Origin of the sequence: Shigella sp. FC1567 (assembly GCF_001743015.1) — a bacterium.
Lineage (GTDB): Bacteria > Pseudomonadota > Gammaproteobacteria > Enterobacterales > Enterobacteriaceae > Escherichia > Escherichia coli.
Genome location: NZ_MIIV01000133.1, coordinates 1 through 22,975 on the forward strand (window position 1 = coordinate 1; position 22,975 = coordinate 22,975).

Genomic DNA, 22,975 nt, shown 5'->3' on the forward strand with positions numbered 1-22,975 from the left:
CACAATAACTGCCGGAACTGCCTGCTCGTATAATGACTGCCCTGATCGCTGTGGAACATCACCCCGCCGGGCTTACCACGGGTTTCCCATGCCATTTCCAGCGCTTTCATGGTGAGCCTGCTGTCCGGCGAGAACGACATGGCCCAGCCCACTGGTTTTCTTGCGAACAGGTCGAGAACAACGGCGAGGTACGCCCAGCGCTTACCCGTCCAGATACAGGTCACATCACCGCACCACACCTGATTTGGCTCAGTCACGGCGAACTGCCTTTCAAGGTTGAAGTGGCACGACCTCATTGGCTGAAGGTTTACCTTATGTTGGCCTGACCGAACAGGATGTTCAGGACGCCCATGCGCGCTTATCCCGTTTTGCACCCTATCTGGCAAAAGCATTTGCTGAAACTGCTGCCACTGGGGGGATTATTGAATCAGAACTGGTTGCCATTCCAGCTATGCAAAAACGGCTGGAAAAAGAATATCAGCAACCGATCAGCGGGCAACTGTTACTGAAAAAAGATAGCCATTTGCCCATTTCCAGCTCCATAAAAGCACGCGGCGGGATTTATGAAGTCCTGGCACACGCAGAAAAACTGGCTCTGGAAGCGGGGTTGCTGACGCTTGATGATGACTACAGCAAACTGCTTTCTCCGGAGTTTAAACAGTTCTTTAGCCAATACAGCATTGCTGTGGGCTCAACCGGAAATCTGGGGTTATCAATCGGCATTATGAGCGCCCGCATTGGCTTTAAGGTGACAGTTCATATGTCTGCTGATGCCCGGGCATGGAAAAAAGCGAAACTGCGCAGCCATGGCGTTACGGTCGTGGAATATGAGCAAGATTATGGTGTTGCCGTCGAGGAAGGACGTAAAGCAGCGCAGTCTGACCCGAACTGTTTCTTTATTGATGACGAAAATTCCCGCACGTTGTTCCTTGGGTATTCCGTCGCTGGCCAGCGTCTTAAAGCGCAATTTGCCCAGCAAGGCCGTATCGTCGATGCTGATAACCCTCTGTTTGTCTATCTGCCGTGTGGTGTTGGCGGTGGTCCTGGTGGCGTCGCATTCGGGCTTAAACTGGCGTTTGGCGATCATGTTCACTGCTTTTTTGCCGAACCAACGCACTCCCCTTGTATGTTGTTAGGCGTCCATACAGGATTACACGATCAGATTTCTGTTCAGGATATTGGTATCGACAACCTTACCGCAGCGGATGGCCTTGCAGTTGGTCGCGCATCAGGCTTTGTCGGGCGGGCAATGGTGCGTCTGCTGGATGGCTTCTATACCCTTAGCGATCAAACCATGTATGACATGCTTGGCTGGCTGGCGCAGGAAGAAGGTATTCGTCTTGAACCTTCGGCACTGGCGGGTATGGCCGGACCTCAGCGCGTGTGTGCATCAGTAAGTTACCAACAGATGCACGGTTTCAGCGCAGAACAACTGCGTAATACCACTCATCTGGTGTGGGCGACGGGAGGTGGAATGGTGCCGGAAGAAGAGATGAATCAATATCTGGCAAAAGGCCGTTAATAACGTTTCAACGCAGCATCGCAATCCTTTCCCTGGGTGAGCGATGCTGCCGATAGCGCAGACTTAAGATCCCCGGTCTTACCCGCTATAACCCCCTCCTTTTATCATCACCCAACGCCTTTCGCTGTAAACGGCGGTTTCGCAAACCAAACCAAAACCGTAAGTAAGATAAAAGCAATAGCCGCCATACGGAAAATCTCATTTGCAGAAATAGAAAGTGACTGCTGGGTTATTTCATTATTAATTTCATTAAGAACTCCTGAAAGCGAACCATAATATTTATCCATAATTTGTGACGATGAATTAAACACGGGGTTAAATTGATCGATGGTTGCTGTCAACTGACTATGGTGTAACGATTCGCGTCGTCCCCACAGCGTCATTGTCAACGACGTACCAACTGATCCTGACAAGGTACGAAAAAAATTACTCATACTCGAGGCATTGGCAAATTTATTATCTGGCAAGCCTGAAAACGAAATCGTTGTTAAGGGTAAAAAGAAACAGGCAACGGCGAATCCCTGAAAAAACTGCGGCAAAATGATGCCTGTAAAATCAATCGTTGGCATAAATGTCACAGAACGCCAGTAATAGCAAACCGCATACATCAAAAAACTAAATGTCACTAACAACCGCATGTCTATTTTGTTGCCATAACGTCCTATCAAAGGTGAAATTAATAGTGGCATGATGCCGATGGGCGCATAAGCAAGTCCGGCCCATATCGCATTATACCCCATCGTTTCCTGGAGTAACTGCGGCATAAGGACGATCGCTCCAGAGTAAAATAAATACGCGCATGTGATACTCACAATACCAATGGTGAAGTTACGGGACTTAAACAAACTGAGATCAAGAATCGGGTTCTCTGAGGTCGACTCCCAAATGACTAAAGAGATCAGAGAAATAACTGATACTACTGTTAATATTATTATTGTACTCGAGTTGAACCAATCCAGATCGCGCCCTTTATCAAGCATAATTTGCAAGCCACCAACACCGAGCACTAACAGGGTCAGTCCTGGTAGATTCATTTTGACCGGTGAAGTCTCAGTTTCTCTTCCTTTAAGTAAGGTTAAGCATAATGTCAGGACGATAATCCCCATAGGGACATTGATTAAAAATATCCAACCCCAGCTAAAGTTATCACAAATATAACCGCCCAATATCGGCCCACATATCGGAGCGATAATCACGGTCATTGACCATAATGCCAGAGCAAATGTTCTTTTTTCTGGCGGATAATTCCTTAATAATAAACTCTGTGACAGTGGAATTAACGGCCCCGCCATTAACCCCTGAACGACTCTAAAAAATATCAGCACATCAAGATTGGTCGATAGGCTACACATTAATGAAGACAGCGAAAAAAAGGTTACTGAAAGTAAAAATAATCTTAATTCGCCTATTCTTTGTGCCAACCTGCCAGTAACAGGGATCGCAATGGCATTTGCTACACCAAACGAGGTGATAACCCAGGTGCCTTCGTCTGTTGATGCTCCCAGAAAGCCAGATATTGTCGGTATTGCGACGTTAGAAATAGTGGAATCCAACATTTGCATAAATGTCGCTAATGACAATGCAATAGTGACGCACCATAACGTCCCACCGGTTAATGGTGCGGAGTTGATTTAGTGATTGCCATTAAAGTTGTCCATTATGCGAAATAATGTTGCTAATTTCTTTTTCTATCGGACTGGTATCGATAACTAAAGCCTTACTGGTATAAGCCGGCATGGAGGTCACGGTTGAAGCCAGCTCAGGCATCTCGGCAATGTCTTCGTTCTTCGTATCAATAGTTGCTGTCATCGATAAACCAATACGCAAGGGATGTTCCATGAGTTCTTTTGGATCAAGAGAAACTTCAACCGGTACACGCTGAACGATTTTGATCCAGTTCCCTGTCGCATTTTGTGCAGGTAATAAGGAGAACGCATTGCCGGTTCCCATATTGATCCCTGTCACCCGACCATGAAACACAACATTTTCACCATAAAGATCGCTGATAATATTGACCGATTGACCAATCCGCACATCCGTGAGTTGTGTTTCTTTAAAGTTGGCATTAACCCACATTTGACGTGCCGGTACGACAGCCATTAACGATTGTCCGGGGCTCACTGTTTCGCCGACCTGAACACTTCTCTGGGCAATATAGCCGGTAACCGGACTCTTAATATCCGTACGTTTAAGCGCCAACCAGGCTTCTTTAGTTGCATCCGCCGCTTCAACGACTTGTGGCTGACGGTTTAATGGTGTGTTCATTACTAAAGCTTTATTCGCTTTATAAGCCTGGATAGCGGCATTCAATGCCGCTTTGCTACTTATTAACGTATCTTTGGTATGCTCCAGCGTTTCTTTTGAAATAACCCCCTGCTTCGCTAACGGCACTCGACGGTTATAATCTTCTAAAGATTGTTGATACTGAATACGTGCTGAAGCGACTTCGGCACTGTATTGTTTATCCTGTAAGTATAGTTTATTCGTTTGCCGAACAATATTTGCCAGATTATTTTTAGCTTTATTGAGTGCGATAGTGGCATCAGTTTTATCCAGTGAAACTAAAATGTCACCTTGTCGAACGTAGTTCGTATCTTTATGATTAACGACAGTGACACTACCTGAGACTTGTGCAGAAATTGGATCTGCATTCCCCGTGACATAGGCGTCATCTGTACTAATCATGTCTTCTAATTCCATTGACCAATAGACATAGGCACCTGAAAACGCAATAAATAAAACTACCGCCAATAAAGAAAAGTATTTTCTTCTGTTAGAATGTTTTTTATTTGAATTAATCTGTTCCACTATTATCTCTCATTTCTCATAGATGAAATTTATGAATTGAATGAAAAGAGCATTCATTCTTCATATCAAACACAGTGCATGTGTTGCACATTATCCCAGGAACGTTGGAGGCCTAATTTAAATGAGGTGCAAAAAAAACAACAGAGGACTAAACCGTGGCTTTTGCAATACAATTCTTACGCCTGTAGGATTAGTAAGAAGACTTATAGTGCTAACTTGAAACTATAAATCATCGGTACAACCCCTGATTTTATTGTTGACATTTCATTTATGCCGACTATTTATATGGTATACTTGTCGAATTATCTTAAAGGAAGCTCAGATTTTCTTATTTTTATTGAGAAAATGAGATGACGCCTTATGTCTGTATTACTACAGGGAGAAGGGAGATGCTTCATTGCAAAGGGAATAATCTATGAACGCAATAATTATTGATGACCATCCTCTTGCTATCGCAGCAATTCGTAATTTATTGATCAAAAACGATATTGAAATCTTAGCGGAGTTGACTGAAGGGGGAAGCGCCGTTCAGCGGGTGGAAACACTTAAGCCTGATATCGTCATCATTGATGTCGATATCCCCGGAGTTAACGGTATCCAGGTGTTAGAAACGCTGAGGAAGCGCCAATATAGCGGAATTATTATTATTGTCTCCGCTAAAAATGACCATTTTTACGGGAAACATTGTGCTGATGCTGGCGCTAATGGATTCGTGAGTAAAAAAGAAGGCATGAACAATATCATTGCGGCTATTGAAGCTGCAAAAAATGGCTACTGCTATTTCCCCTTCTCTCTCAACCGGTTTGTTGGAAGTTTAACGTCCGACCAGCAAAAACTCGACTCCTTATCGAAACAAGAAATTAGTGTCATGCGGTATATTCTTGATGGCAAGGATAATAATGACATTGCTGAAAAAATGTTCATCAGCAACAAAACTGTCAGCACTTATAAAAGTCGCCTGATGGAAAAATTAGAATGTAAATCACTGATGGATCTTTACACATTCGCGCAACGTAACAAAATCGGCTAATCACATGAAGTTTTTACCCTATTTTTTTCTTCTCTGTTGTGGTCTTTGGTCGACCATAAGTTTCGCAGACGAAGATTACATCGAATATCGTGGCATCAGTAGTAACAACCGTGTCACACTTGATCCAGTACGTCTGAGCAACAAGGAATTACGTTGGTTAGCGAGCAAAAAAAATCTTGTGATTGCAGTACACAAGTCCCAAACGGCTACCTTGTTGCATACCGATTCGCAGCAACGGGTTCGTGGTATTAATGCTGATTATTTAAATCTTTTAAAAAGAGCGTTAAATATCAAATTAACACTCCGGGAATACGCCGATCATCAAAAAGCAATGGACGCGCTGGAAGAAGGTGAAGTCGATATAGTGTTATCACATTTAGTTGCTTCGCCGCCTCTTAATGATGACATTGCTGCAACCAAACCACTGATAATTACCTTTCCGGCGCTCGTCACCACCCTTCACGATTCAATGCGACCGCTTACCTCATCAAAACCAGTAAATATTGCTCGAGTAGCAAATTATCCCCCTGACGAGGTAATTCATCAATCATTTCCAAAAGCAACAATTATCTCTTTTACAAATTTATATCAGGCATTAGCATCCGTCTCAGCCGGACAGAATGATTACTTTATTGGTAGTAACATCATTACCAGCAGTATGATTTCCCGCTATTTCACTCACTCCTTAAATGTAGTGAAATATTATAACTCACCGCGTCAATATAATTTTTTCTTGACCAGAAAAGAATCTGTCGTTCTTAATGAAGTACTCAATCGATTTGTTGATGCTTTAACAAATGAAGTTCGCTATGAAGTTTCACAAAATTGGCTTGATACAGGAAACCTGGCCTTTCTGAACAAACCATTAGAACTCACTGAACATGAAAAACAGTGGATTAAGCAACATCCCGATTTAAAGGTGCTGGAAAATCCTTACTCTCCTCCCTATTCTATGACGGATGAAAATGGCTCGGTTCGGGGCGTTATGGGGGATATTCTTAATATTATTACCTTGCAAACAGGTTTAAATTTTTCTCCGATCACCGTTTCACACAATATCCATGCCGGAACACAGCTTAACCCCGGTGGATGGGATATAATACCTGGCGCTATTTATAGTGAAGATCGAGAAAATAATGTTTCATTTGCAGAAGCTTTCATAACAACGCCATACGTTTTTGTCATGCAAAAAGCACCTGACAGTGAACAAACATTAAAAAAAGGAATGAAAGTTGCCATTCCATATTATTATGAGCTGCATTCGCAATTAAAAGAGATGTATCCGGAGGTTGAGTGGATAAAAGTCGATAACGCCAGCGCTGCATTTCACAAGGTCAAGGAAGGTGAACTTGATGCTCTGGTCGCGACACAGCTAAATTCGCGTTACATGATCGATCATTACTATCCTAATGAACTGTATCAGTTTCTTATTCCCGGCGTTCCGAATGCATCGCTTTCGTTCGCTTTTCCTCGCGGAGAACCGGAACTTAAGGATATTATTAATAAAGCACTGAATGCAATTCCCCCAAGCGAAGTTCTGCGCCTGACGGAAAAATGGATTAAAATGCCCAATGTGACCATTGACACATGGGACCTCTATAGCGAGCAATTTTATATTGTTACGACATTATCCGTTTTATTAGTTGGCAGTAGCCTTTTATGGGGATTCTACCTGTTACGCTCAGTTCGTCGTCGTAAAGTCATTCAGGGTGATTTAGAAAACCAAATATCATTCCGAAAAGCACTCTCGGATTCCTTACCAAATCCAACTTATGTTGTAAACTGGCAAGGTAATGTCATTAGTCATAATAGTGCTTTTGAACATTATTTCACTGCGGATTACTACAAAAATGCAATGTTACCATTAGAAAACAGTGACTCACCCTTTAAAGATGTTTTTTCTAATGCGCATGAAGTCACAGCAGAAACGAAAGAAAATCGAACAATATACACACAGGTATTTGAAATTGATAATGGCATCGAGAAAAGATGCATTAATCACTGGCATACATTATGCAATCTGCCAGCCAGCGATCATGCTGTTTATATTTGTGGTTGGCAAGATATTACCGAGACGCGTGATTTAATTCATGCACTCGAAGTAGAGAGAAATAAAGCGATCAATGCAACTGTCGCAAAAAGTCAGTTTCTGGCAACAATGAGTCACGAAATAAGAACACCAATAAGCTCCATTATGGGCTTCCTGGAACTTCTGTCGGGTTCTGGTCTTAGCAAGGAGCAACGGGTGGAGGCGATTTCACTTGCCTACGCCACCGGACAATCACTCCTCGGCTTAATTGGTGAAATCCTTGATGTCGACAAAATTGAATCGGGTAACTATCAACTTCAACCACAATGGGTCGATATCCCTACTTTAGTCCAGAACACTTGTCACTCTTTCGGTGCGATTGCTGCAAGCAAATCGATCGCATTAAGTTGCAGCAGTACATTTCCTGATCATTACCTGGTTAAGATCGACCCTCAGGCGTTTAAGCAGGTCTTATCAAATTTACTGAGCAATGCTCTCAAATTTACCACCGAGGGGGCAGTAAAAATTACGACCTCCCTGGTTCACATTGATGACAACCACGCTGTTATCAAAATGACGATTATGGATTCTGGAAGTGGATTATCGCAGGAAGAACAACAACAACTCTTTAAACGCTACAGCCAAACAAGTGCAGGTCGCCAGCAAACAGGATCTGGCTTAGGCTTAATGATCTGCAAAGAATTAATTAAAAATATGCAGGGCGATTTGTCATTAGAAAGTCATCCAGGCATAGGAACAACATTTACGATCACAATCCCGGTAGAAATTAGCCAGCAAGTGGCGACTGTCGAGGCAAAAGCAGAACACCCCATCACACTACCTGAAAAGTTGAGCATATTAATCGCGATGATCATCCGACCAACAGGCTATTACTCAAACGCCAGCTAAATCTATTAGGATATGATGTTGATGAAGCCACTGATGGTGTGCAAGCGCTACACAAAGTCAGTATGCAACATTATGATCTGCTTATTACTGACGTTAATATGCCGAATATGGATGGTTTTGAGTTGACTCGCAAACTCCGTGAGCAAAATTCTTCCTTACCCATCTGGGGGCTTACAGCCAACGCACAGGCTAACGAACGTGAAAAAGGGTTAAGTTGCGGCATGAACTTATGTTTGTTCAAACCGTTGACCCTGGATGTACTGAAAACACATTTAAGTCAGTTACACCAGGTTGCGCATATTGCACCTCAGTATCGCCACCTTGATATCGAAGCCCTGAAAAATAATACGGCGAACGATCTACAACTGATGCAGGAGATTCTCATCACTTTCCAGCATGAAACGCATAAAGATCTACCCGCTGCGTTTCAAGCACTAGAAGCTGGCGATAACAGAACTTTCCATCAGTGTATTCATCGCATCCACGGTGCGGCTAACATCCTGAATTTGCAAAAGTTGATTAATATTAGCCATCAGTTAGAAATAACACCTGTTTCAGATGACAGTAAGCCTGAAATTCTTCAGTTGCTGAACTCTGTAAAAGAACACATTGCAGAGCTGGACCAGGAGATTGCTGTTTTCTGTCAGAAAAATGACTAAATAGCGGCTCCCACAATGTTCAAATGTGGGAGCTATTTACCAGCACATCTTACATTTATGATGAGAACTCCTGGCGAATTTGTTCCCCATGCTGGTCGAGCGTTGCCGCTCCCGGCATAACATGCGGGTCCGCGCAGCCGCTGATTTTTATCGGATTACCCGGCATCATTATTCCCCCGGCTTCAATCAACATATTTCTCGCCTGAGTTTGTGGCAATTTAATGGCCTCAGCCACACTTAATAACGGCGCGACGGGTACACCAACTTCATGTATTCTGGCTAACCAAACTTCAGCTGCCTGCGTTTTTAACGTCCGCTCAATATATTGTTTAAGAATAGCCTGGTTTTGTACGCGTAAAATATTGCTGCTAAATCGGGGATCATTAACCAGTTCCGTAAGCTCCAGTGCCTGGCATAACGCAGAAAAAAGCTTGTCATTACCACAACAAATCGTAATCGGCTTATCCTGAGTATTGAAAACATCAAAAGGTGCCATGTAGGGATGGCGATTTCCCAGACGTTGTGGTGACTTCCCTGTCGCGATATATGCCATCAGACCATGCTCCAGAAAACTCAGCGTGGCATCAAACATCGCTATATCGACATGCGCCCCTCTCTGGCTCTTTTCGCGGCCATAAAGTGCACTCACTATTCCGCTGAATAAATAGACACCGCCGCATAGATCCGCAAGAGATGTACCAACGCGCACTGGCGGAGCATCAGGATATCCTGTTTCCATCATTATCCCGCTCATTGCCTGAATGATGGTATCGTAGGCAGGAGCATCTTTTAGCGGACCGGTATGTCCGAAACCTGACGATGAAGCATATATGAGGCGCGGGTTGATTTCTTGAAGCGTTTCCCATGAAAACCCCAGTTTTTCCATTGTACCTGGGCGAAAATTCTCAGCTAATACATCAGCTTGTTTGAGCATATTTATAAATATACTTTTATCGTAATCATTCTTTAAATCAAGAACCACACTCTCTTTGCCATGATTAATAAAACTGTAATAGAGTGACTGTCCATCCACATAGGGACCAAATGTGCGGGTATCATCACCATGACCCGGCGGCTCAACTTTAATTACCCTTGCGCCCATATTACAAAGAAGTTGAGTTCCGAAAGGTCCATTAAGGACATGTGTCATATCGATAACTAATAAGCCTTCAAACGGCCCTTTGCTTTCATTATTTGTCATTTGCTTATGCCTTGAAAAAAGCCGAAGGTGAAAAGACACTTCGGCATTTATGTAAAATCAATAACATGATTAATTATGAAACCAGTCGACTGACATAAATCCACAAGGGAGCCGTGACGACAAAGCCCAGTACGCTCACAGCCAATGACGCTGTACCAGTACGGGTGTAGACATTAAACCGGCTGGCAATAATAATTCCGGAGAATGCCGGCGGTAATGCGCCTGCCAGTACCATCATCTGCAGATGTTCGCTGTTCAAATGACATGCCATACCAACGAGAAGCAGTGCCAGTGGCATCAGAATCAGCTTCAGGAAGGTGTTATAAACAATTTCGGCACTGAACTCGAATTTATGTGCAGCCAGAGTCAACCCCGCAGCGAATACCGCTACCCCTGAGTTAGCCTTCGCAATCAGATTAAAGGTTGGGTCCCATGCTGCCGGAATTTTTACCCCAACCAACACCAGGATCGTTGCCAGAACAGGTGCCCATACTACTGGCTCCTTTGCCGCAGAAATTAATGCACTCAGATTACTATTCTTCTTACCATCCGCTCCTGAAGAAGGATTCAGCAAATACAGACCAATAGGAATAGTAATTGCGTTAACAATAATAGAAATAATTGCTACCACTAAACCTGTTGATACGGAATCACCATAAATAGGATCGAGAACTGCAAACCCCAGGAATCCAATGGTAGGTGAACCTGCAATTAATGCACATACAGCTGCTTCTGCATGGGTACGTTTAAAAAATTTGTAGCAACCGAACCAGGAGAAAAAGAAACATCCGACAATAACCACAAGTGATACAAGGGTCAGACGAGTGTCCGCAAAAATCATTTCCCTGTTTGCCCGAGTAATAGATACAAATAGAGCCGCAGGAAGCGCGTAGTTTAATACCAGTTTATTAAATGCGCGGGCTTGATCTTCTGAAAAAGTTTCTCGTCTGCCGCTAAAATAACCCAACAGCATGATTACGATAATAGGCAATAAATCGCCAATAAAAAATGTTAGCATAATAGTATTTCCGATAAGGGTCCCCTCACCATCGCATAATGAATTGGCAAGAGGAGACGATGTCAGTATTTAATTACCAGCGACTTGTTTTGGGTTAAGTTTGGTAATATGGCCACTTTCAGTTCCTGCTGCAGGGTCGATGACCACATTAATAATGGTCGGTTTGCGCGACTGAATACCGGTGGTTAAAGCATGACGAAGTTCATCTGTCGTGGTGACGTTATAGCCAACGCCACGAAACGCATCCATTAATTTGTCATACCTTGCATGGTGCAACAGATCCGTTGGAGATGGTGCACCAGCGCCACTGAGATCAACACCGTCTCCTCTGTAGATGCCGCCATTATTAAAAATAACGATCGTCACCGGCAGGTTATATCGACAAATCGTTTCAATTTCCATCCCACTGAAACCAAAAGCACTATCACCTTCAATGGCGACAACCGGAGAACCAGAAGTCACGCTAGCACCGATGGCATAGCCCATACCGATGCCCATGACACCCCAGGTACCACAATCCAGACGACGACGTGGTTTATACATATCAATAATATTTCGTGCATTATCCAGGGTATTTGCACCTTCATTAACTAAATAAATATCCTGGTTCTCGCGCAATACGTCGCGCACAGAACTTAATGCATTAAAGTAATTTAATGGTTGAGTATCTGTACTTAATTTTTCATGCATTTTTTGTGCATTTTGCTGCTTGTGGATATTTAAAATATCGCGCCATACCAGTGGAGTCGTAAATGTGTTTTGTTTCAGTTCTGCCAGCATACCTTGCATACTGGATGCAATATCACCAATGACTGGCACAGCAATGGGGCGGTTGCTGTCAATTTCCTGCGGTTCAATATCCAGTTGAATAAACTGTGTATCTGCCGCCCATCCTTTTTTACCGTGTGCCAATAACCAATTCAGTCGTGCACCAACAAGCATGACAACGTCAGCATTTGCCAGGGCAAACGAACGCGCAGCTGCCGCAGAAAGTGGATGCGTATCTTCAAGGATCCCTTTCGCCATAGACATTGGCAGGAATGGAATCTGAGCACTTTCAATAAATTCACGAAGCTGTTCATCAGCTTGTGAATACGCCGCGCCTTTGCCAAGGATAATTAATGGCCGTTCAGCTTTTGCTAAAAGCGAAATTGCGCTAGTGACTGACTTCGGGCATGGCAATAATGCTGGCGACGGATTTTCAACTTTAACAATCGTGGTTAACGCTTCGTCTTTTTCCATCGTCGCGGCCAGGACATTTGCTGGCAAATCAAGATAAACTCCGCCAGGGCGACCCGATACAGAGACCCGGATAGCGCGTGCCAATGCAATGCCAAGATCCTGCGGCTGATTAACGCGAAATGCTGCTTTGGCATACGGTTTTGCCGCATTCATTTGGTCCAGCTCTTCATAATCACCTTGCTGTAGGTCGACGATCGCGCGGTCGCTGGAGCCGCTAATCATGATCATCGGAAAACCATTTACCGTTGCGTTGGCCAATGCCGTCAAACCATTGAGGAATCCTGGCGCAGAAACTGTCAGGCAGATCCCCGGTTTTTGGGTAAGAAAACCGCTTGCCGCAGCGGCATAGCCTGCCGACTGCTCATGACGAAAACCAATATAACGAATGCCTTCCGCCTGGGCATGGCGTGCCATATCCGTCACAGGAATACCTACAACACCATAAATAGTGTCAATATTATTCTGTTTTAATGCTTCAACGATGATATGCATACCATCTGTCATTTGAAGTTGATCTGACATGATTAATAACCTCGAAATTTTTATAAATTGGGAGCCAGAAGCCCCCGTTAATATCAGATGGCGTGGTTTTGCTTCATTGCAGCAATTTCATCGTCGCTATAACCTAGCTCCTGCAATACAGCAGCGGTATGTTCACCTAATAGCGGCGCAGCTTTAATATCCGGCGTAAAAGCAGAGAATTTCATTGGACAACCAACGGTCAGATATTTTCCACGCAACGGTTGTTCCACTTCAACAACACTGCCACTTTGGCGCAAAGAGGGATCAAGTGAAATTTCTTTCATACTTAAAACCGGTGCACAAGGAATATCAAACTGAGTCAAATAGGCCACCGCTTCATGTTTATCAATAGTGACAGTGTATTTTTCGATTTCAGCAAAAATATCGAAAATATGTGGCTGTCGGGCATGGGCTGTACTGTATGCCGGATCGGTAATCCATTCTGGTTTGCCGATGGCTTTACAGGTGTTTTCCCAGTTTTGCTCCTGAATAGTGAAATAAATATAGGCGTTCGGATCGGTTTCCCAGCCTTTACATTTCAGGATCCAGCCAGGCTGACCGCCACCACCTGCATTACCACCGCGGGGAACTGCATCACCAAATGTACCATTCGGATACTGCGGGTATTCTTCCAGATAACCCAATTTATCGAGACGCTGCTGGTCACGTAATTTCACGCGGCAAAGGTTCAATACGGCATCCTGCATTGACATGGTGACTCGTTGCCCACGCCCCGTTTTTTCGCGATGCAGCAAAGCAGCAAGCAAACCGATCAGCAAATGCATTCCGGTGTTGCTGTCACCCAACGCTGCAGCGCTTACCAGCGGCGGACCATCCCAAAAACCCGTAGTGGATGCCGCGCCACCCGCTGCCTGAGCAACGTTTTCATAGGCTTTTACATTCACATAAGGCGAACACTCATCAAACCCTTTGATCGAACCAAAAATCAGACGTGGATTGATTTCTTGAATATGCTCCCAGGTGAAGCCCATGTGATCAATGGCCCCTGGATGAAAGTTCTCGACTAAGATATCAGCTTCGCGGATCAGCTTTTCCATTACCTCTTTGCCTTCCGCTGTTTTGGTATTTAACTCAATAGAACGTTTGTTACTGTTAAGCATGGTGAAGTAAAGCGCATCGATATCAGGAATATCTCGCAGCTGGTGACGCGTTACGTCACCAACGCCGGGACGTTCAATTTTAATAACGTCAGCGCCAAACCAGGCCAGCATTTGAGTACAAGATGGGCCAGATTGCACACCGGTGAAATCGAGAACTTTAATTCCTTGAAGTGGAGTTGACATAGCAATACCTATTAGTTAATTAAATATGTGTTAATTTAGCGTTTATTTAAGGCGTAATATCTTCTATAAATAACCCGCAAAATATCGTCGTAGCTGCACTCGATATTTTTAAAATCCTGTATCAAGTGCTGAAAATCATTTCATCGCCACTTCCAATTCCTTTCTGCATGGTAAGTAGTGAGGACGAAAAGAAGAATATGATAAATATTGATTCGTGGTAATCAGAGAGAGTCGCGACATTTGTGATGTTATTCTTACAACTGTAAGAAGCGCCGGTGATTTACAAGTAAGGGTATGATTACGCTTTTTAAAGCGTACCATAAAACATAACATAATAAATGATTTGTGATGACACGGGATTATTGGGGTTTACTTTGAGGAAGATAAAATGCGTGTTTATAGAACCGCGAGCGCCAAATAATTTTATGACCACAACCTGTCGTATTGTGGTCATAAAAAATTGTCGGCTGGAGGGAGTTAAATCCTTTACCTCAATATACTGCCTGTCAGCATTAGTTCACAAACAGTGCTTCGCTGTCGACGATGATTCCATCTTCCGCACCTTTCAGCGCCAGGTTTGCCTCGTAGTATTGCTTTTTATCAAGCAGTTTCTGCGCATCAGCAAGTGCATTACGAGTCTGTTTAAGCGGCATCAGATATTGGTTTTCCATTACGCCAACACCGGCCAGGCGAAGTTCTTCCATTGCGCCCTTTTTATCCCCTTTCGCCATTTTTTCATTGGCAATTTTTATCGCGGCTTCTTTTTCGGGAGTTGCTACATAACTCTCAGAAATTCCGACAGATGCATTAATGACAATATATTGGTCATCATTGAGATTGGTCTTTTTACCTGGCTTAGCGAACTTTGCCCATTCGGTACTGTCATCTGACAGCAAAGCGGAAGCTTCATTGGTCAGTTCTTTTGCCTTTTCTGGATCGCCATGAAACAGAGCCAGGCGCGCTACCTGCACGTCACGCATCGCATATAAACCTTGTTCAGAGATACGCTCTGCTGCTGCCGTTTTCTGGGTTTGCTGAACTTGCTGAGTTTGCTGTTGTGCCGCTACCGGTGCATTATCAGCAGCCCATACAGTTGAAGATGCCAGAATTGCTGTGACCATCGTAGCCATAATTAAACGTTTCATACTTACCTCATTCTTTAACAGTTTTAGAAAACGCCGCCATCATATTGGGTGAGCATGAAATGAGAAATCAGAGAGCAACGGTCATTTTGAAAGGGTTATCTTACAGTTGTAGTTATTATCGCAAGAAGTATTTTAGTCTTACAATTGTAGGAATCTGCTTCCTGTCGCAGAGAACTATTCTTATGTACCACAAAGAGATGTCATTTATTATATCGATGTAAATATTGATTAATTATATGTAAATACAGCCATAACATCGTAGGTTCTCAGTGAACCATTTTCAGGATAACTTTCTATGAAAGTAAACTTAATACTTTTCAGCTTATTTTTATTGGTCTATATTATGGCATGCAATGTTTTTGCATTTTCCATTTCTGGTGGTGTAAGTGAGAGGAGCTATAAAGAGACTGAAAAAACATCAGCGATGACGACCACACACTCTACAAAACTTCAGCCATCACAGGCGATTTTGTTTAAGATGAGAGAAGATGCGCCACCATTAAACCTCACAGAAGAAATCACGCCTACTTATCCGACAAAGGCGAATTATCTTATTCATCCTGTGCGATAGCGTCTGTCACATGGCAGGTGAACAATCATGTCTGATGCTGATGTGAACACCTGCCCAAATGAGCCATCCTGACCCACTATCGCCTGCCATACCCCACCATAAAGCGAATCATCAAGCCACAAGCCGGGGCAAGAAACATAAATATCTCCGTCACTAGTTCATTACCGCCAGTTAACCACATGGTGAAGTAATAAATGAGTGCAGCGAGGATCACCATGCCGAAGAAAGAAGAGACCGCCGATACCACGTTCAGTACCTGACCGATGTAGCCGCTTACGCAGACAATACACAGGGCGAGAAACATCCATAAATAAATCATAGCTCAACCTCCTGCCGCGCTAAAAAACCTGTAACTTCAGTCACTTTAATAGTAAGACAATCCTTAACCTCTGGCAATTTTTGCTAAGCATCAATGAAAACAGCATGTTAAATGCAAGACTGTTGTGTACGGAAAAATATTTACTTTGCACGATTAATAATCAGTAGCTGAAAGCAGTCAGCGAGTGATAAAGTACAGATACCGCATTCATGCTCCTCGTGGTTATGTCCTGACTAGTCTTTACACACTTTACAGGAACCATTGTCGTACATGATGGCCCAACCAATTGAGTGTACCGCTGTCGACATGGAATCTTCTGCGATACAACAATTCGTATCTACAGAAGGTAACTATGTTTCCACAATGCAAATTTTCCCGCGAGTTTCTACATCCTCGCTACTGGCTCACATGGTTTGGGCTTGGTGTACTCTGGCTTTGGGTACAGCTTCCTTATCCTGTTCTCTGCTTTCTCGGCACGCGTATTGGCGCAATGGCGCGACCATTCCTGAAACGTCGTGAATCTATCGCCCGTAAAAACCTGGAACTTTGTTTCCCGCAGCATTCTGCGGAAGAACGCGAGAAGATGATTGCCGAAAACTTTCGTTCACTCGGCATGGCGCTGGTAGAAACCGGCATGGCATGGTTCTGGCCCGACAGTCGCGTACGTAAATGGTTTGATGTTGAAGGGTTGGATAACCTTAAACGCGCACAAATGCAAAATCGCGGCGTAATGGTTGTCGGCGTCCATTTTATGTCGCTGGAACTGGGCGGCCGCGTGATGGGACTGTGCCAACCAATGATGGCTACCTATCGTCCACATAATAATCAGCTGATGGAATGGGTGCAGACCCGTGGGCGCATGCGCTCTAACAAAGCGATGATCGGCAGAAATAATCTGCGCGGCATTGTCGGTGCACTGAAGAAAGGTGAAGCGGTATGGTTTGCTCCCGATCAGGATTATGGTCGTAAAGGCAGCTCCTTCGCGCCGTTCTTTGCGGTGGAAAATGTCGCCACAACCAATGGCACCTATGTTCTCTCCCGTCTCTCTGGCGCAGCCATGTTGACCGTAACGATGGTAAGAAAAGCGGATTACAGCGGATATCGTTTGTTCATCACCCCAGAGATGGAAGGCTACCCGACAGATGAAAATCAAGCCGCTGCCTATATGAACAAGATTATCGAGAAAGAGATCATGCGCGCACCGGAGCAGTACCTCTGGATCCACTGTCGCTTTAAAACGCGCCCGGTGGGAGAATCGTCGTTGTACATTTAACAAACTGCTCTTACTCTTTCCCTCCTCAAATCGGCCATAATAACCTCATGGTTTTTATGGCTTTTTTCTTAAGGTTTTTTCCTTCGCTGAATATCTAATTATTACCGTCAGAAATTAAACTGTCGCCGATATGAGACACCTGTAAGTTACTAAAAGTAAATAAGAAAATGCCTCTTGTCTCGTTTCAGTTTTAGGCGTACATTAGCGCCGTCTCGAGCAGTTTAGCTCAGAATTCTGGGGTGATGCCCACGGTAAAATACAGGGCTTTTAAGGTCGCTTTGCCCAGTGTCAACTCACTGTATCAGGTGTAATGAAGTCATTCAGGCGTAACAGCAATTACGCGGAGAGATGTAAAGTGAAATATTTCTTTATGGGCATTTCTTTTATGGTCATCGTTTGGGCCGGTACTTTTGCCCTGATGATCTAAAAGCAAACTGTGCAATGAAAAACAGGAGCCATCAGGCTCCTGTTTGCATTTCTGACGACGGTGTTTATTCCGCGTTTTCGTGAATATGTTTGCTGCTGGCGGGTAGTAAACCGTCGGCACGGAACATCGCTTTAATCCCTCTGATGGCCTGACGAATACGGTCGCGGTTTTCAATCAGTGCAAAGCGAACATGCGTATCACCATAGTCGCCAAAGCCAATCCCCGGCGAGACACAGACCTTCGCTTCGTTAAGCAATTTCTTGGCAAATACCAGCGAGCCCATGGCAGCATACGGTTCCGGTATTTTCGCCCAGACATACATCGAAGCCTTCGGCATTTCAACTATCCAGCCCGCTTCATGCAGCCCTTTAACCAATACATCACGGCGGCGTTTGTACTGTTCGGCAATGTCGCGCACGCACTGTTGATCGCCCTCCAGCGCCGCAATCGCCGCCACCTGCAACGGCGTAAAGGTGCCGTAATCGTGATAGCTTTTAATACGAGCCAGGGCGCTGACCAGCGTTTTGTTGCCAACCATAAAGCCGATACGCCAGCCCGCCATGTTGTAGCTTTTCGACAGCGTAAAGAACTCGACTGCCACATCGCGTGCACCCGGTACCTGCATGATTGACGGCGCTTTCCAGCCATCGTAGACGATATCGGCATAGGCCAGGTCGTGGACCACCAGCACATCGTAGCGTTTCGCCAGCGCCACAACCTTTTCGAAGAACTCCAGCTCCACGCATTGCGCGGTTGGATTCGACGGGAAGCCGAGGATCATCATCTTCGGTTTCGGATAACTTTCACGAATGGCGCGCTCCAGTTCGTTGAAGAAATCGACACCTTCCACCAGCGGCACTGAGCGTACCTGCGCCCCGGCAATCACCGCGCCATAAATATGGATCGGGTAACTTGGATTCGGCACCAGCACCGTGTCACCATGATCCAGCGTCGCCAGCATCAGATGCGCCAGGCCCTCTTTCGAACCAATAGTGACGATGGCTTCTGATTCCGGGTCGATTTCAACGTCGTAGCGATCCTGATACCAGCGGGAAATGGCGCGACGTAACCGCGGAATGCCGCGTGAAGTGGAGTAACCATGCGTGTCCTGGCGCTGGGCCACAGTACATAATTTTTCGACGATATGCGGCGGAGTCGCACCGTCCGGGTTACCCATGCTGAAATCGATAATATCTTCGCCGCGCCGACGCGCAGCCATTTTCAGTTCAGCGGTGATGTTAAAAACGTAGGGCGGGAGACGATCAATGCGCGTAAAGCGACGTTCAGGGCGAGTGTCAGCCATAATTTCCTCAGATTAACGTTAGCGCCCGGACCGTCCGAGCGACGCTGCCACAATGGTGGCTGTTTTGAAAATAGCCTGATTAATTTCTGTCTGTCCAGCGTTTTAGAACATTTTTATCAATGGCTTTAAATGAGGAACTCCACTTCAAAAACAGGAAATTTTTCTACGCTAACAAGAAAATTACCACCAATTTTATTAACATTATAATTTCAATAAATTTACCAGCCAGAAGTGCATTATCAAGAGATACATTGCTAATACACCATTTATCTTTCAATCCCCTTTTAAATTTATGGTTTTTCCTCAAAAACGGCCTGCTGGTCATCAGCCTTCAGGTTACCTATCATAGAGGTTTAATCCTTATTCAGAGTCACCCGTGCACGAAATATTCAACATGCTGCTGGCGGTCTTCGATCGGGCAGCGTTAATGCTTATCTGCCTGTTCTTTCTCATCCGTATCCGCCTGTTTCGCGAGCTGTTGCACAAGTCGGCACACTCCCCAAAAGAGTTGCTTGCTGTTACCGCCATTTTCTCGCTGTTCGCCCTGTTCAGCACCTGGTCCGGCGTTCCCGTAGAAGGCTCGCTGGTGAACGTACGTATTATCGCGGTGATGTCCGGCGGGATTCTGTTTGGCCCGTGGGTAGGCATCATTACCGGCGTGATTGCGGGTATTCACCGGTATTTAATTGATATCGGCGGCGTGACGGCGATCCCCTGCTTTATCACCAGCATTCTGGCGGGTTGTATATCAGGCTGGATAAACCTGAAAATCCCCAAAGCACAGCGCTGGCGCGTCGGTATTATCGGCGGCATGTTGTGTGAGACGTTGACCATGATTCTGGTAATTGTCTGGGCACCAACTACCGCGTTGGGGATCGATATCGTCTCTAAAATCGGCATTCCAATGATCCTCGGTAGCGTCTGTATCGGCTTTATTGTGCTTCTGGTGCAAAGCGTTGAGGGCGAAAAAGAGGCCAGCGCCGCGCGGCAGGCCAAGCTGGCGCTGGATATCGCCAACAAAACGCTACCGCTGTTTCGCCATGTCAATAGCGAGTCATTACGCAAGGTCTGCGAAATTATCCGCGATGACATTCACGCCGATGCGGTGGCGATTACTAATACCGATCATGTGCTGGCCTATGTTGGCGTGGGTGAACATAACTATCAGAATGGCGATGACTTCATTAGCCCGACTACCCGTCAGGCGATGAATTACGGAAAAATCATCATTAAAAACAATGATGAAGCCCACCGCACACCAGAGATTCATTCCATGCTGGTGATCCCATTGTGGGAGAAAGGCGTTGTGACCGGAACGCTGAAAATTTACTACTGCCACGCGCATCAGATAACCTCGTCATTACAGGAAATGGCGGTTGGTCTGTCGCAAATCATCTCCACGCAACTGGAGGTTTCACGCGCCGAGCAGCTACGTGAAATGGCAAATAAGGCAGAGCTTCGCGCCCTGCAAAGCAAAATTAATCCCCATTTTCTGTTTAACGCTCTGAACGCTATTTCATCGTCAATCCGTCTGAATCCGGATACCGCTCGCCAGTTGATCTTTAATCTGTCGCGTTATCTGCGCTATAACATTGAATTAAAAGACGATGAGCAAATCGATATCAAAAAAGAGCTGTATCAAATTAAAGACTATATTGCCATTGAGCAGGCCCGCTTTGGTGACAAGCTGACGGTTATCTATGATATTGATGAAGAGGTGAATTGCTGCATTCCCAGCCTGCTGATCCAGCCGTTGGTGGAGAACGCCATTGTCCACGGTATTCAGCCTTGCAAAGGTAAAGGCGTTGTCACCATCAGCGTTGCAGAGTGCGGAAATCGGGTACGCATTGCGGTGCGAGATACCGGGCACGGCATCGATCCAAAGGTGATTGAGCGGGTCGAAGCGAATGAAATGCCGGGCAATAAAATTGGCCTGCTGAATGTCCATCATCGCGTGAAGTTATTGTATGGCGAGGGGCTGCATATCCGCCGCCTGGAGCCGGGGACGGAAATTGCGTTTTACATTCCTAACCAACGCACCCCAGTCGCCTCACAGGCTACGTTATTGCTTTGAGCCGGAGTGATATTGTGAAAGTCATCATTGTTGAAGACGAATTCCTGGCACAACAGGAACTGAGCTGGCTAATTAAAGAGCACAGCCAGATGGAGATTGTCGGCACCTTTGACGACGGTCTGGACGTGTTGAAGTTTTTGCAGCATAACCGCGTCGACGCCATTTTTCTGGATATCAATATTCCGTCGCTGGATGGCGTGTTGCTGGCGCAAAACATCAGCCAGTTCGCCCATAAACCGTTTATTGTGTTCATCACCGCGTGGAAAGAACATGCGGTAGAAGCGTTTGAACTGGAGGCGTTTGACTACATTCTCAAACCGTATCAGGAGTCACGTATTACCGGGATGCTGCAAAAACTGGAAGCGGCCTGGCAACAACAGCAGACCAGCAGTACGCCTGCCGCGACGGTAACGCGTGAGAATGACACCATTAATCTGGTGAAAGATGAGCGAATAATCGTCACGCCAATTAACGATATCTATTACGCCGAAGCGCACGAGAAAATGACCTTTGTCTATACGCGGCGTGAATCCTACGTAATGCCGATGAACATTACCGAATTTTGCAGCAAACTGCCGCCGTCGCATTTTTTCCGCTGCCATCGCTCATTTTGTGTCAATCTGAACAAAATACGCGAAATCGAACCGTGGTTTAATAACACCTACATTCTGCGACTGAAAGATCTGGATTTTGAAGTGCCGGTCAGCCGCAGCAAAGTGAAAGAATTTCGCCAGTTAATGCATCTTTAATCGGGAACTTTCATGAAAGCACCAGGCTTGCCCGCCGATCAACAATTTTTCGCCGATCTGTTCAGCGGCCTGGTGCTTAACTCGCAACTACTGGGGCGCGTCTGGTTTGCCAGCCAGCCTGCCTCGTTACCGGTGGGCAGTTTATGTATTGATTTTCCCCGTCTGGATATCGTGCTGCGCGGCGAATACGGCAACCTGCTGGAAGCAAAGCAGCAGCGAATGGTGGAAGGAGAAATGCTGTTTATTCCGGCACGCGCGGCTAATTTACCGATCAACAACAAACCGGTGATGCTGTTAAGCCTGGTGTTCGCACCGACCTGGCTTGGGTTATCGTTTTACGATAGCCGCACCACGTCGTTGTTGCATCCTGCTCGCCAGATCCAGCTTCCCAGCCTGCAACGCGGTGAAGGTGAAGCGATGCTTACCGCCCTCACTCATCTTAGCCGTTCGCCGCTGGAGCAGAATATCATTCAGCCACTGGTGTTAAGTTTGCTGCATCTTTGCCGCAACGTGGTGAATATGCCGCCGGGTAATTCGCAACCGCGCGGCGATTTTCTCTATCACAGCATTTGTAACTGGGTTCAGGATAATTATACCCAGCCGCTCACCCGCGAGAGCGTGGCGCAGTTTTTTAATATCACGCCCAATCATCTGTCAAAACTGTTTGCTCAGCATGGAACGATGCGTTTTATCGAGTATGTGCGTTGGGTGCGAATGGCGAAGGCGAGGATGATTTTGCAGAAATATCATCTGTCAATTCATGAAGTGGCACAGCGTTGCGGTTTTCCGGATAGCGACTATTTTTGTCGCGTTTTCCGGCGTCAGTTTGGTCTGACGCCGGGAGAGTACAGCGCCCGTTTTCAGGGCTAA

15 protein-coding genes and 4 pseudogenes are annotated in these 22,975 nt (G+C 45.4%); 9 read left to right on the forward strand and 10 right to left on the reverse strand.

The window, feature by feature from the left end; translation table 11 throughout:
* Window positions 1-275: pseudogene (locus BHE85_RS09910) on the reverse strand (DDE-type integrase/transposase/recombinase); the annotation flags it as partial.
* Window positions 276-283: 8 nt separating this feature from the next.
* Between BHE85_RS09910 and dsdA the strand changes: the two are divergent.
* Window positions 284-1,522: pseudogene (gene dsdA / locus BHE85_RS09915) on the forward strand (D-serine ammonia-lyase); the annotation flags it as partial.
* Between the two features lie 107 nt (window positions 1,523-1,629).
* On the opposite strand, the pseudogene emrY reads toward dsdA, so the two are convergent.
* Window positions 1,630-3,167: pseudogene (gene emrY, locus BHE85_RS09920) on the reverse strand (multidrug efflux MFS transporter permease subunit EmrY).
* A complete protein-coding gene (gene emrK / locus BHE85_RS09925) occupies window positions 3,167-4,330 on the reverse strand; it encodes a multidrug efflux MFS transporter periplasmic adaptor subunit EmrK (protein ID WP_004984988.1) in 1,164 nt (387 codons plus the stop codon). The pseudogene emrY and the gene emrK overlap by 1 nt, the downstream one beginning before the upstream one ends.
* A 415-nt stretch (window positions 4,331-4,745) precedes the next feature.
* On the opposite strand from emrK, the gene evgA reads away from it, so the two are divergent.
* A complete protein-coding gene (evgA, locus tag BHE85_RS09930; protein WP_000991370.1) occupies window positions 4,746-5,360 on the forward strand; it encodes an acid-sensing system DNA-binding response regulator EvgA in 615 nt (204 codons plus the stop codon).
* Between the two features lie 4 nt (window positions 5,361-5,364).
* Window positions 5,365-8,957, forward strand: a pseudogene (gene evgS / locus BHE85_RS09935) (acid-sensing system histidine kinase EvgS).
* 55 nt (window positions 8,958-9,012) lie between these two features.
* Here evgS and yfdE read toward each other — a convergent pair.
* The 5 genes from yfdE to BHE85_RS09960 form a co-directional block, all read right to left on the reverse strand.
* Entirely contained in the window at window positions 9,013-10,158 is a 1,146-nt protein-coding gene (gene yfdE / locus BHE85_RS09940) for a CoA:oxalate CoA-transferase (RefSeq protein WP_005007649.1), read from the reverse strand.
* A 73-nt stretch (window positions 10,159-10,231) separates the two neighbouring features.
* Window positions 10,232-11,176, reverse strand: coding sequence for a transporter YfdV (yfdV, locus tag BHE85_RS09945; RefSeq protein ID WP_000955031.1), 945 nt, complete (start codon window positions 11,174-11,176; stop codon window positions 10,232-10,234).
* Between the two features lie 69 nt (window positions 11,177-11,245).
* Window positions 11,246-12,940: an oxalyl-CoA decarboxylase gene (gene oxc, locus BHE85_RS09950; protein WP_001283488.1), complete on the reverse strand. Its 1,695-nt coding sequence runs from the start codon at window positions 12,938-12,940 to the stop codon at window positions 11,246-11,248.
* Window positions 12,941-12,993: 53 nt separating this feature from the next.
* Window positions 12,994-14,244 carry a formyl-CoA transferase gene (gene frc / locus BHE85_RS09955; RefSeq protein WP_000106759.1) on the reverse strand — a complete coding sequence of 417 codons (1,251 nt, stop codon included), beginning with the start codon at window positions 14,242-14,244 and terminating at the stop codon, window positions 12,994-12,996.
* Window positions 14,245-14,756: 512 nt separating this feature from the next.
* Window positions 14,757-15,389: a YfdX family protein gene (locus tag BHE85_RS09960; RefSeq protein ID WP_000825604.1), complete on the reverse strand. Its 633-nt coding sequence runs from the start codon at window positions 15,387-15,389 to the stop codon at window positions 14,757-14,759.
* 295 nt (window positions 15,390-15,684) lie between these two features.
* Between BHE85_RS09960 and ypdI the strand changes: the two genes are divergently transcribed.
* Window positions 15,685-15,960: a colanic acid biosynthesis lipoprotein YpdI gene (ypdI, locus tag BHE85_RS09965; RefSeq protein WP_000867642.1), complete on the forward strand. Its 276-nt coding sequence runs from the start codon at window positions 15,685-15,687 to the stop codon at window positions 15,958-15,960.
* Between the two features lie 76 nt (window positions 15,961-16,036).
* Here the strand turns inward: ypdI and BHE85_RS09970 are convergent, their stop codons facing one another.
* Entirely contained in the window at window positions 16,037-16,279 is a 243-nt protein-coding gene (locus BHE85_RS09970; RefSeq protein ID WP_000639881.1) for a YfdY family protein, read from the reverse strand.
* Window positions 16,280-16,631: 352 nt separating this feature from the next.
* On the opposite strand from BHE85_RS09970, the gene lpxP reads away from it, so the two are divergent.
* Both lpxP and ypdK read left to right on the forward strand, forming a co-directional pair.
* Window positions 16,632-17,552, forward strand: a complete 921-nt coding sequence (lpxP, locus tag BHE85_RS09975; RefSeq protein ID WP_000484403.1) for a kdo(2)-lipid IV(A) palmitoleoyltransferase — start codon at window positions 16,632-16,634, stop codon at window positions 17,550-17,552.
* A 355-nt stretch (window positions 17,553-17,907) separates the two neighbouring features.
* Window positions 17,908-17,979, forward strand: a complete 72-nt coding sequence (gene ypdK, locus BHE85_RS09980; RefSeq protein WP_010723117.1) for a membrane protein YpdK — start codon at window positions 17,908-17,910, stop codon at window positions 17,977-17,979.
* Between the two features lie 64 nt (window positions 17,980-18,043).
* On the opposite strand, the gene alaC is transcribed toward ypdK, so the two are convergent.
* Window positions 18,044-19,282 carry an alanine transaminase gene (alaC, locus tag BHE85_RS09985; protein WP_000785952.1) on the reverse strand — a complete coding sequence of 413 codons (1,239 nt, stop codon included), beginning with the start codon at window positions 19,280-19,282 and terminating at the stop codon, window positions 18,044-18,046.
* 376 nt (window positions 19,283-19,658) lie between these two features.
* Between alaC and ypdA the strand changes: the two genes are divergently transcribed.
* From ypdA to BHE85_RS10000, 3 genes are read left to right on the forward strand one after another with little or no spacing between them, the layout of a single operon-like run.
* On the forward strand, window positions 19,659-21,356 hold the full coding sequence (gene ypdA, locus BHE85_RS09990) for a two-component system sensor histidine kinase YpdA (RefSeq protein WP_039064209.1): 1,698 nt from the start codon (window positions 19,659-19,661) through the stop codon (window positions 21,354-21,356).
* Window positions 21,357-21,370: 14 nt separating this feature from the next.
* Window positions 21,371-22,105, forward strand: coding sequence for a two-component system response regulator YpdB (gene ypdB / locus BHE85_RS09995; RefSeq protein ID WP_001295458.1), 735 nt, complete (start codon window positions 21,371-21,373; stop codon window positions 22,103-22,105).
* 12 nt (window positions 22,106-22,117) lie between these two features.
* On the forward strand, window positions 22,118-22,975 hold the full coding sequence (locus BHE85_RS10000; protein WP_000646872.1) for an AraC family transcriptional regulator: 858 nt from the start codon (window positions 22,118-22,120) through the stop codon (window positions 22,973-22,975).

What these genes read in the sequence shown, in the direction of transcription:
- ypdI (WP_000867642.1), top strand. Translation starts at nt 15,685, where the DNA reads ATGAAAGTAAACTTAATACTTTTCAGCTTATTTTTATTGGTCTATATT.
- BHE85_RS09970 (WP_000639881.1), bottom strand. Translation starts at nt 16,279, where the DNA reads ATGATTTATTTATGGATGTTTCTCGCCCTGTGTATTGTCTGCGTAAGC.
- frc (WP_000106759.1), bottom strand. Translation starts at nt 14,244, where the DNA reads ATGTCAACTCCACTTCAAGGAATTAAAGTTCTCGATTTCACCGGTGTG.
- evgA (WP_000991370.1), top strand. Translation starts at nt 4,746, where the DNA reads ATGAACGCAATAATTATTGATGACCATCCTCTTGCTATCGCAGCAATT.
- alaC (WP_000785952.1), bottom strand. Translation starts at nt 19,282, where the DNA reads ATGGCTGACACTCGCCCTGAACGTCGCTTTACGCGCATTGATCGTCTC.
- oxc (WP_001283488.1), bottom strand. Translation starts at nt 12,940, where the DNA reads ATGTCAGATCAACTTCAAATGACAGATGGTATGCATATCATCGTTGAA.
- yfdE (WP_005007649.1), bottom strand. Translation starts at nt 10,158, where the DNA reads ATGACAAATAATGAAAGCAAAGGGCCGTTTGAAGGCTTATTAGTTATC.
- lpxP (WP_000484403.1), top strand. Translation starts at nt 16,632, where the DNA reads ATGTTTCCACAATGCAAATTTTCCCGCGAGTTTCTACATCCTCGCTAC.
- BHE85_RS10000 (WP_000646872.1), top strand. Translation starts at nt 22,118, where the DNA reads ATGAAAGCACCAGGCTTGCCCGCCGATCAACAATTTTTCGCCGATCTG.
- yfdV (WP_000955031.1), bottom strand. Translation starts at nt 11,176, where the DNA reads ATGCTAACATTTTTTATTGGCGATTTATTGCCTATTATCGTAATCATG.
- BHE85_RS09960 (WP_000825604.1), bottom strand. Translation starts at nt 15,389, where the DNA reads ATGAAACGTTTAATTATGGCTACGATGGTCACAGCAATTCTGGCATCT.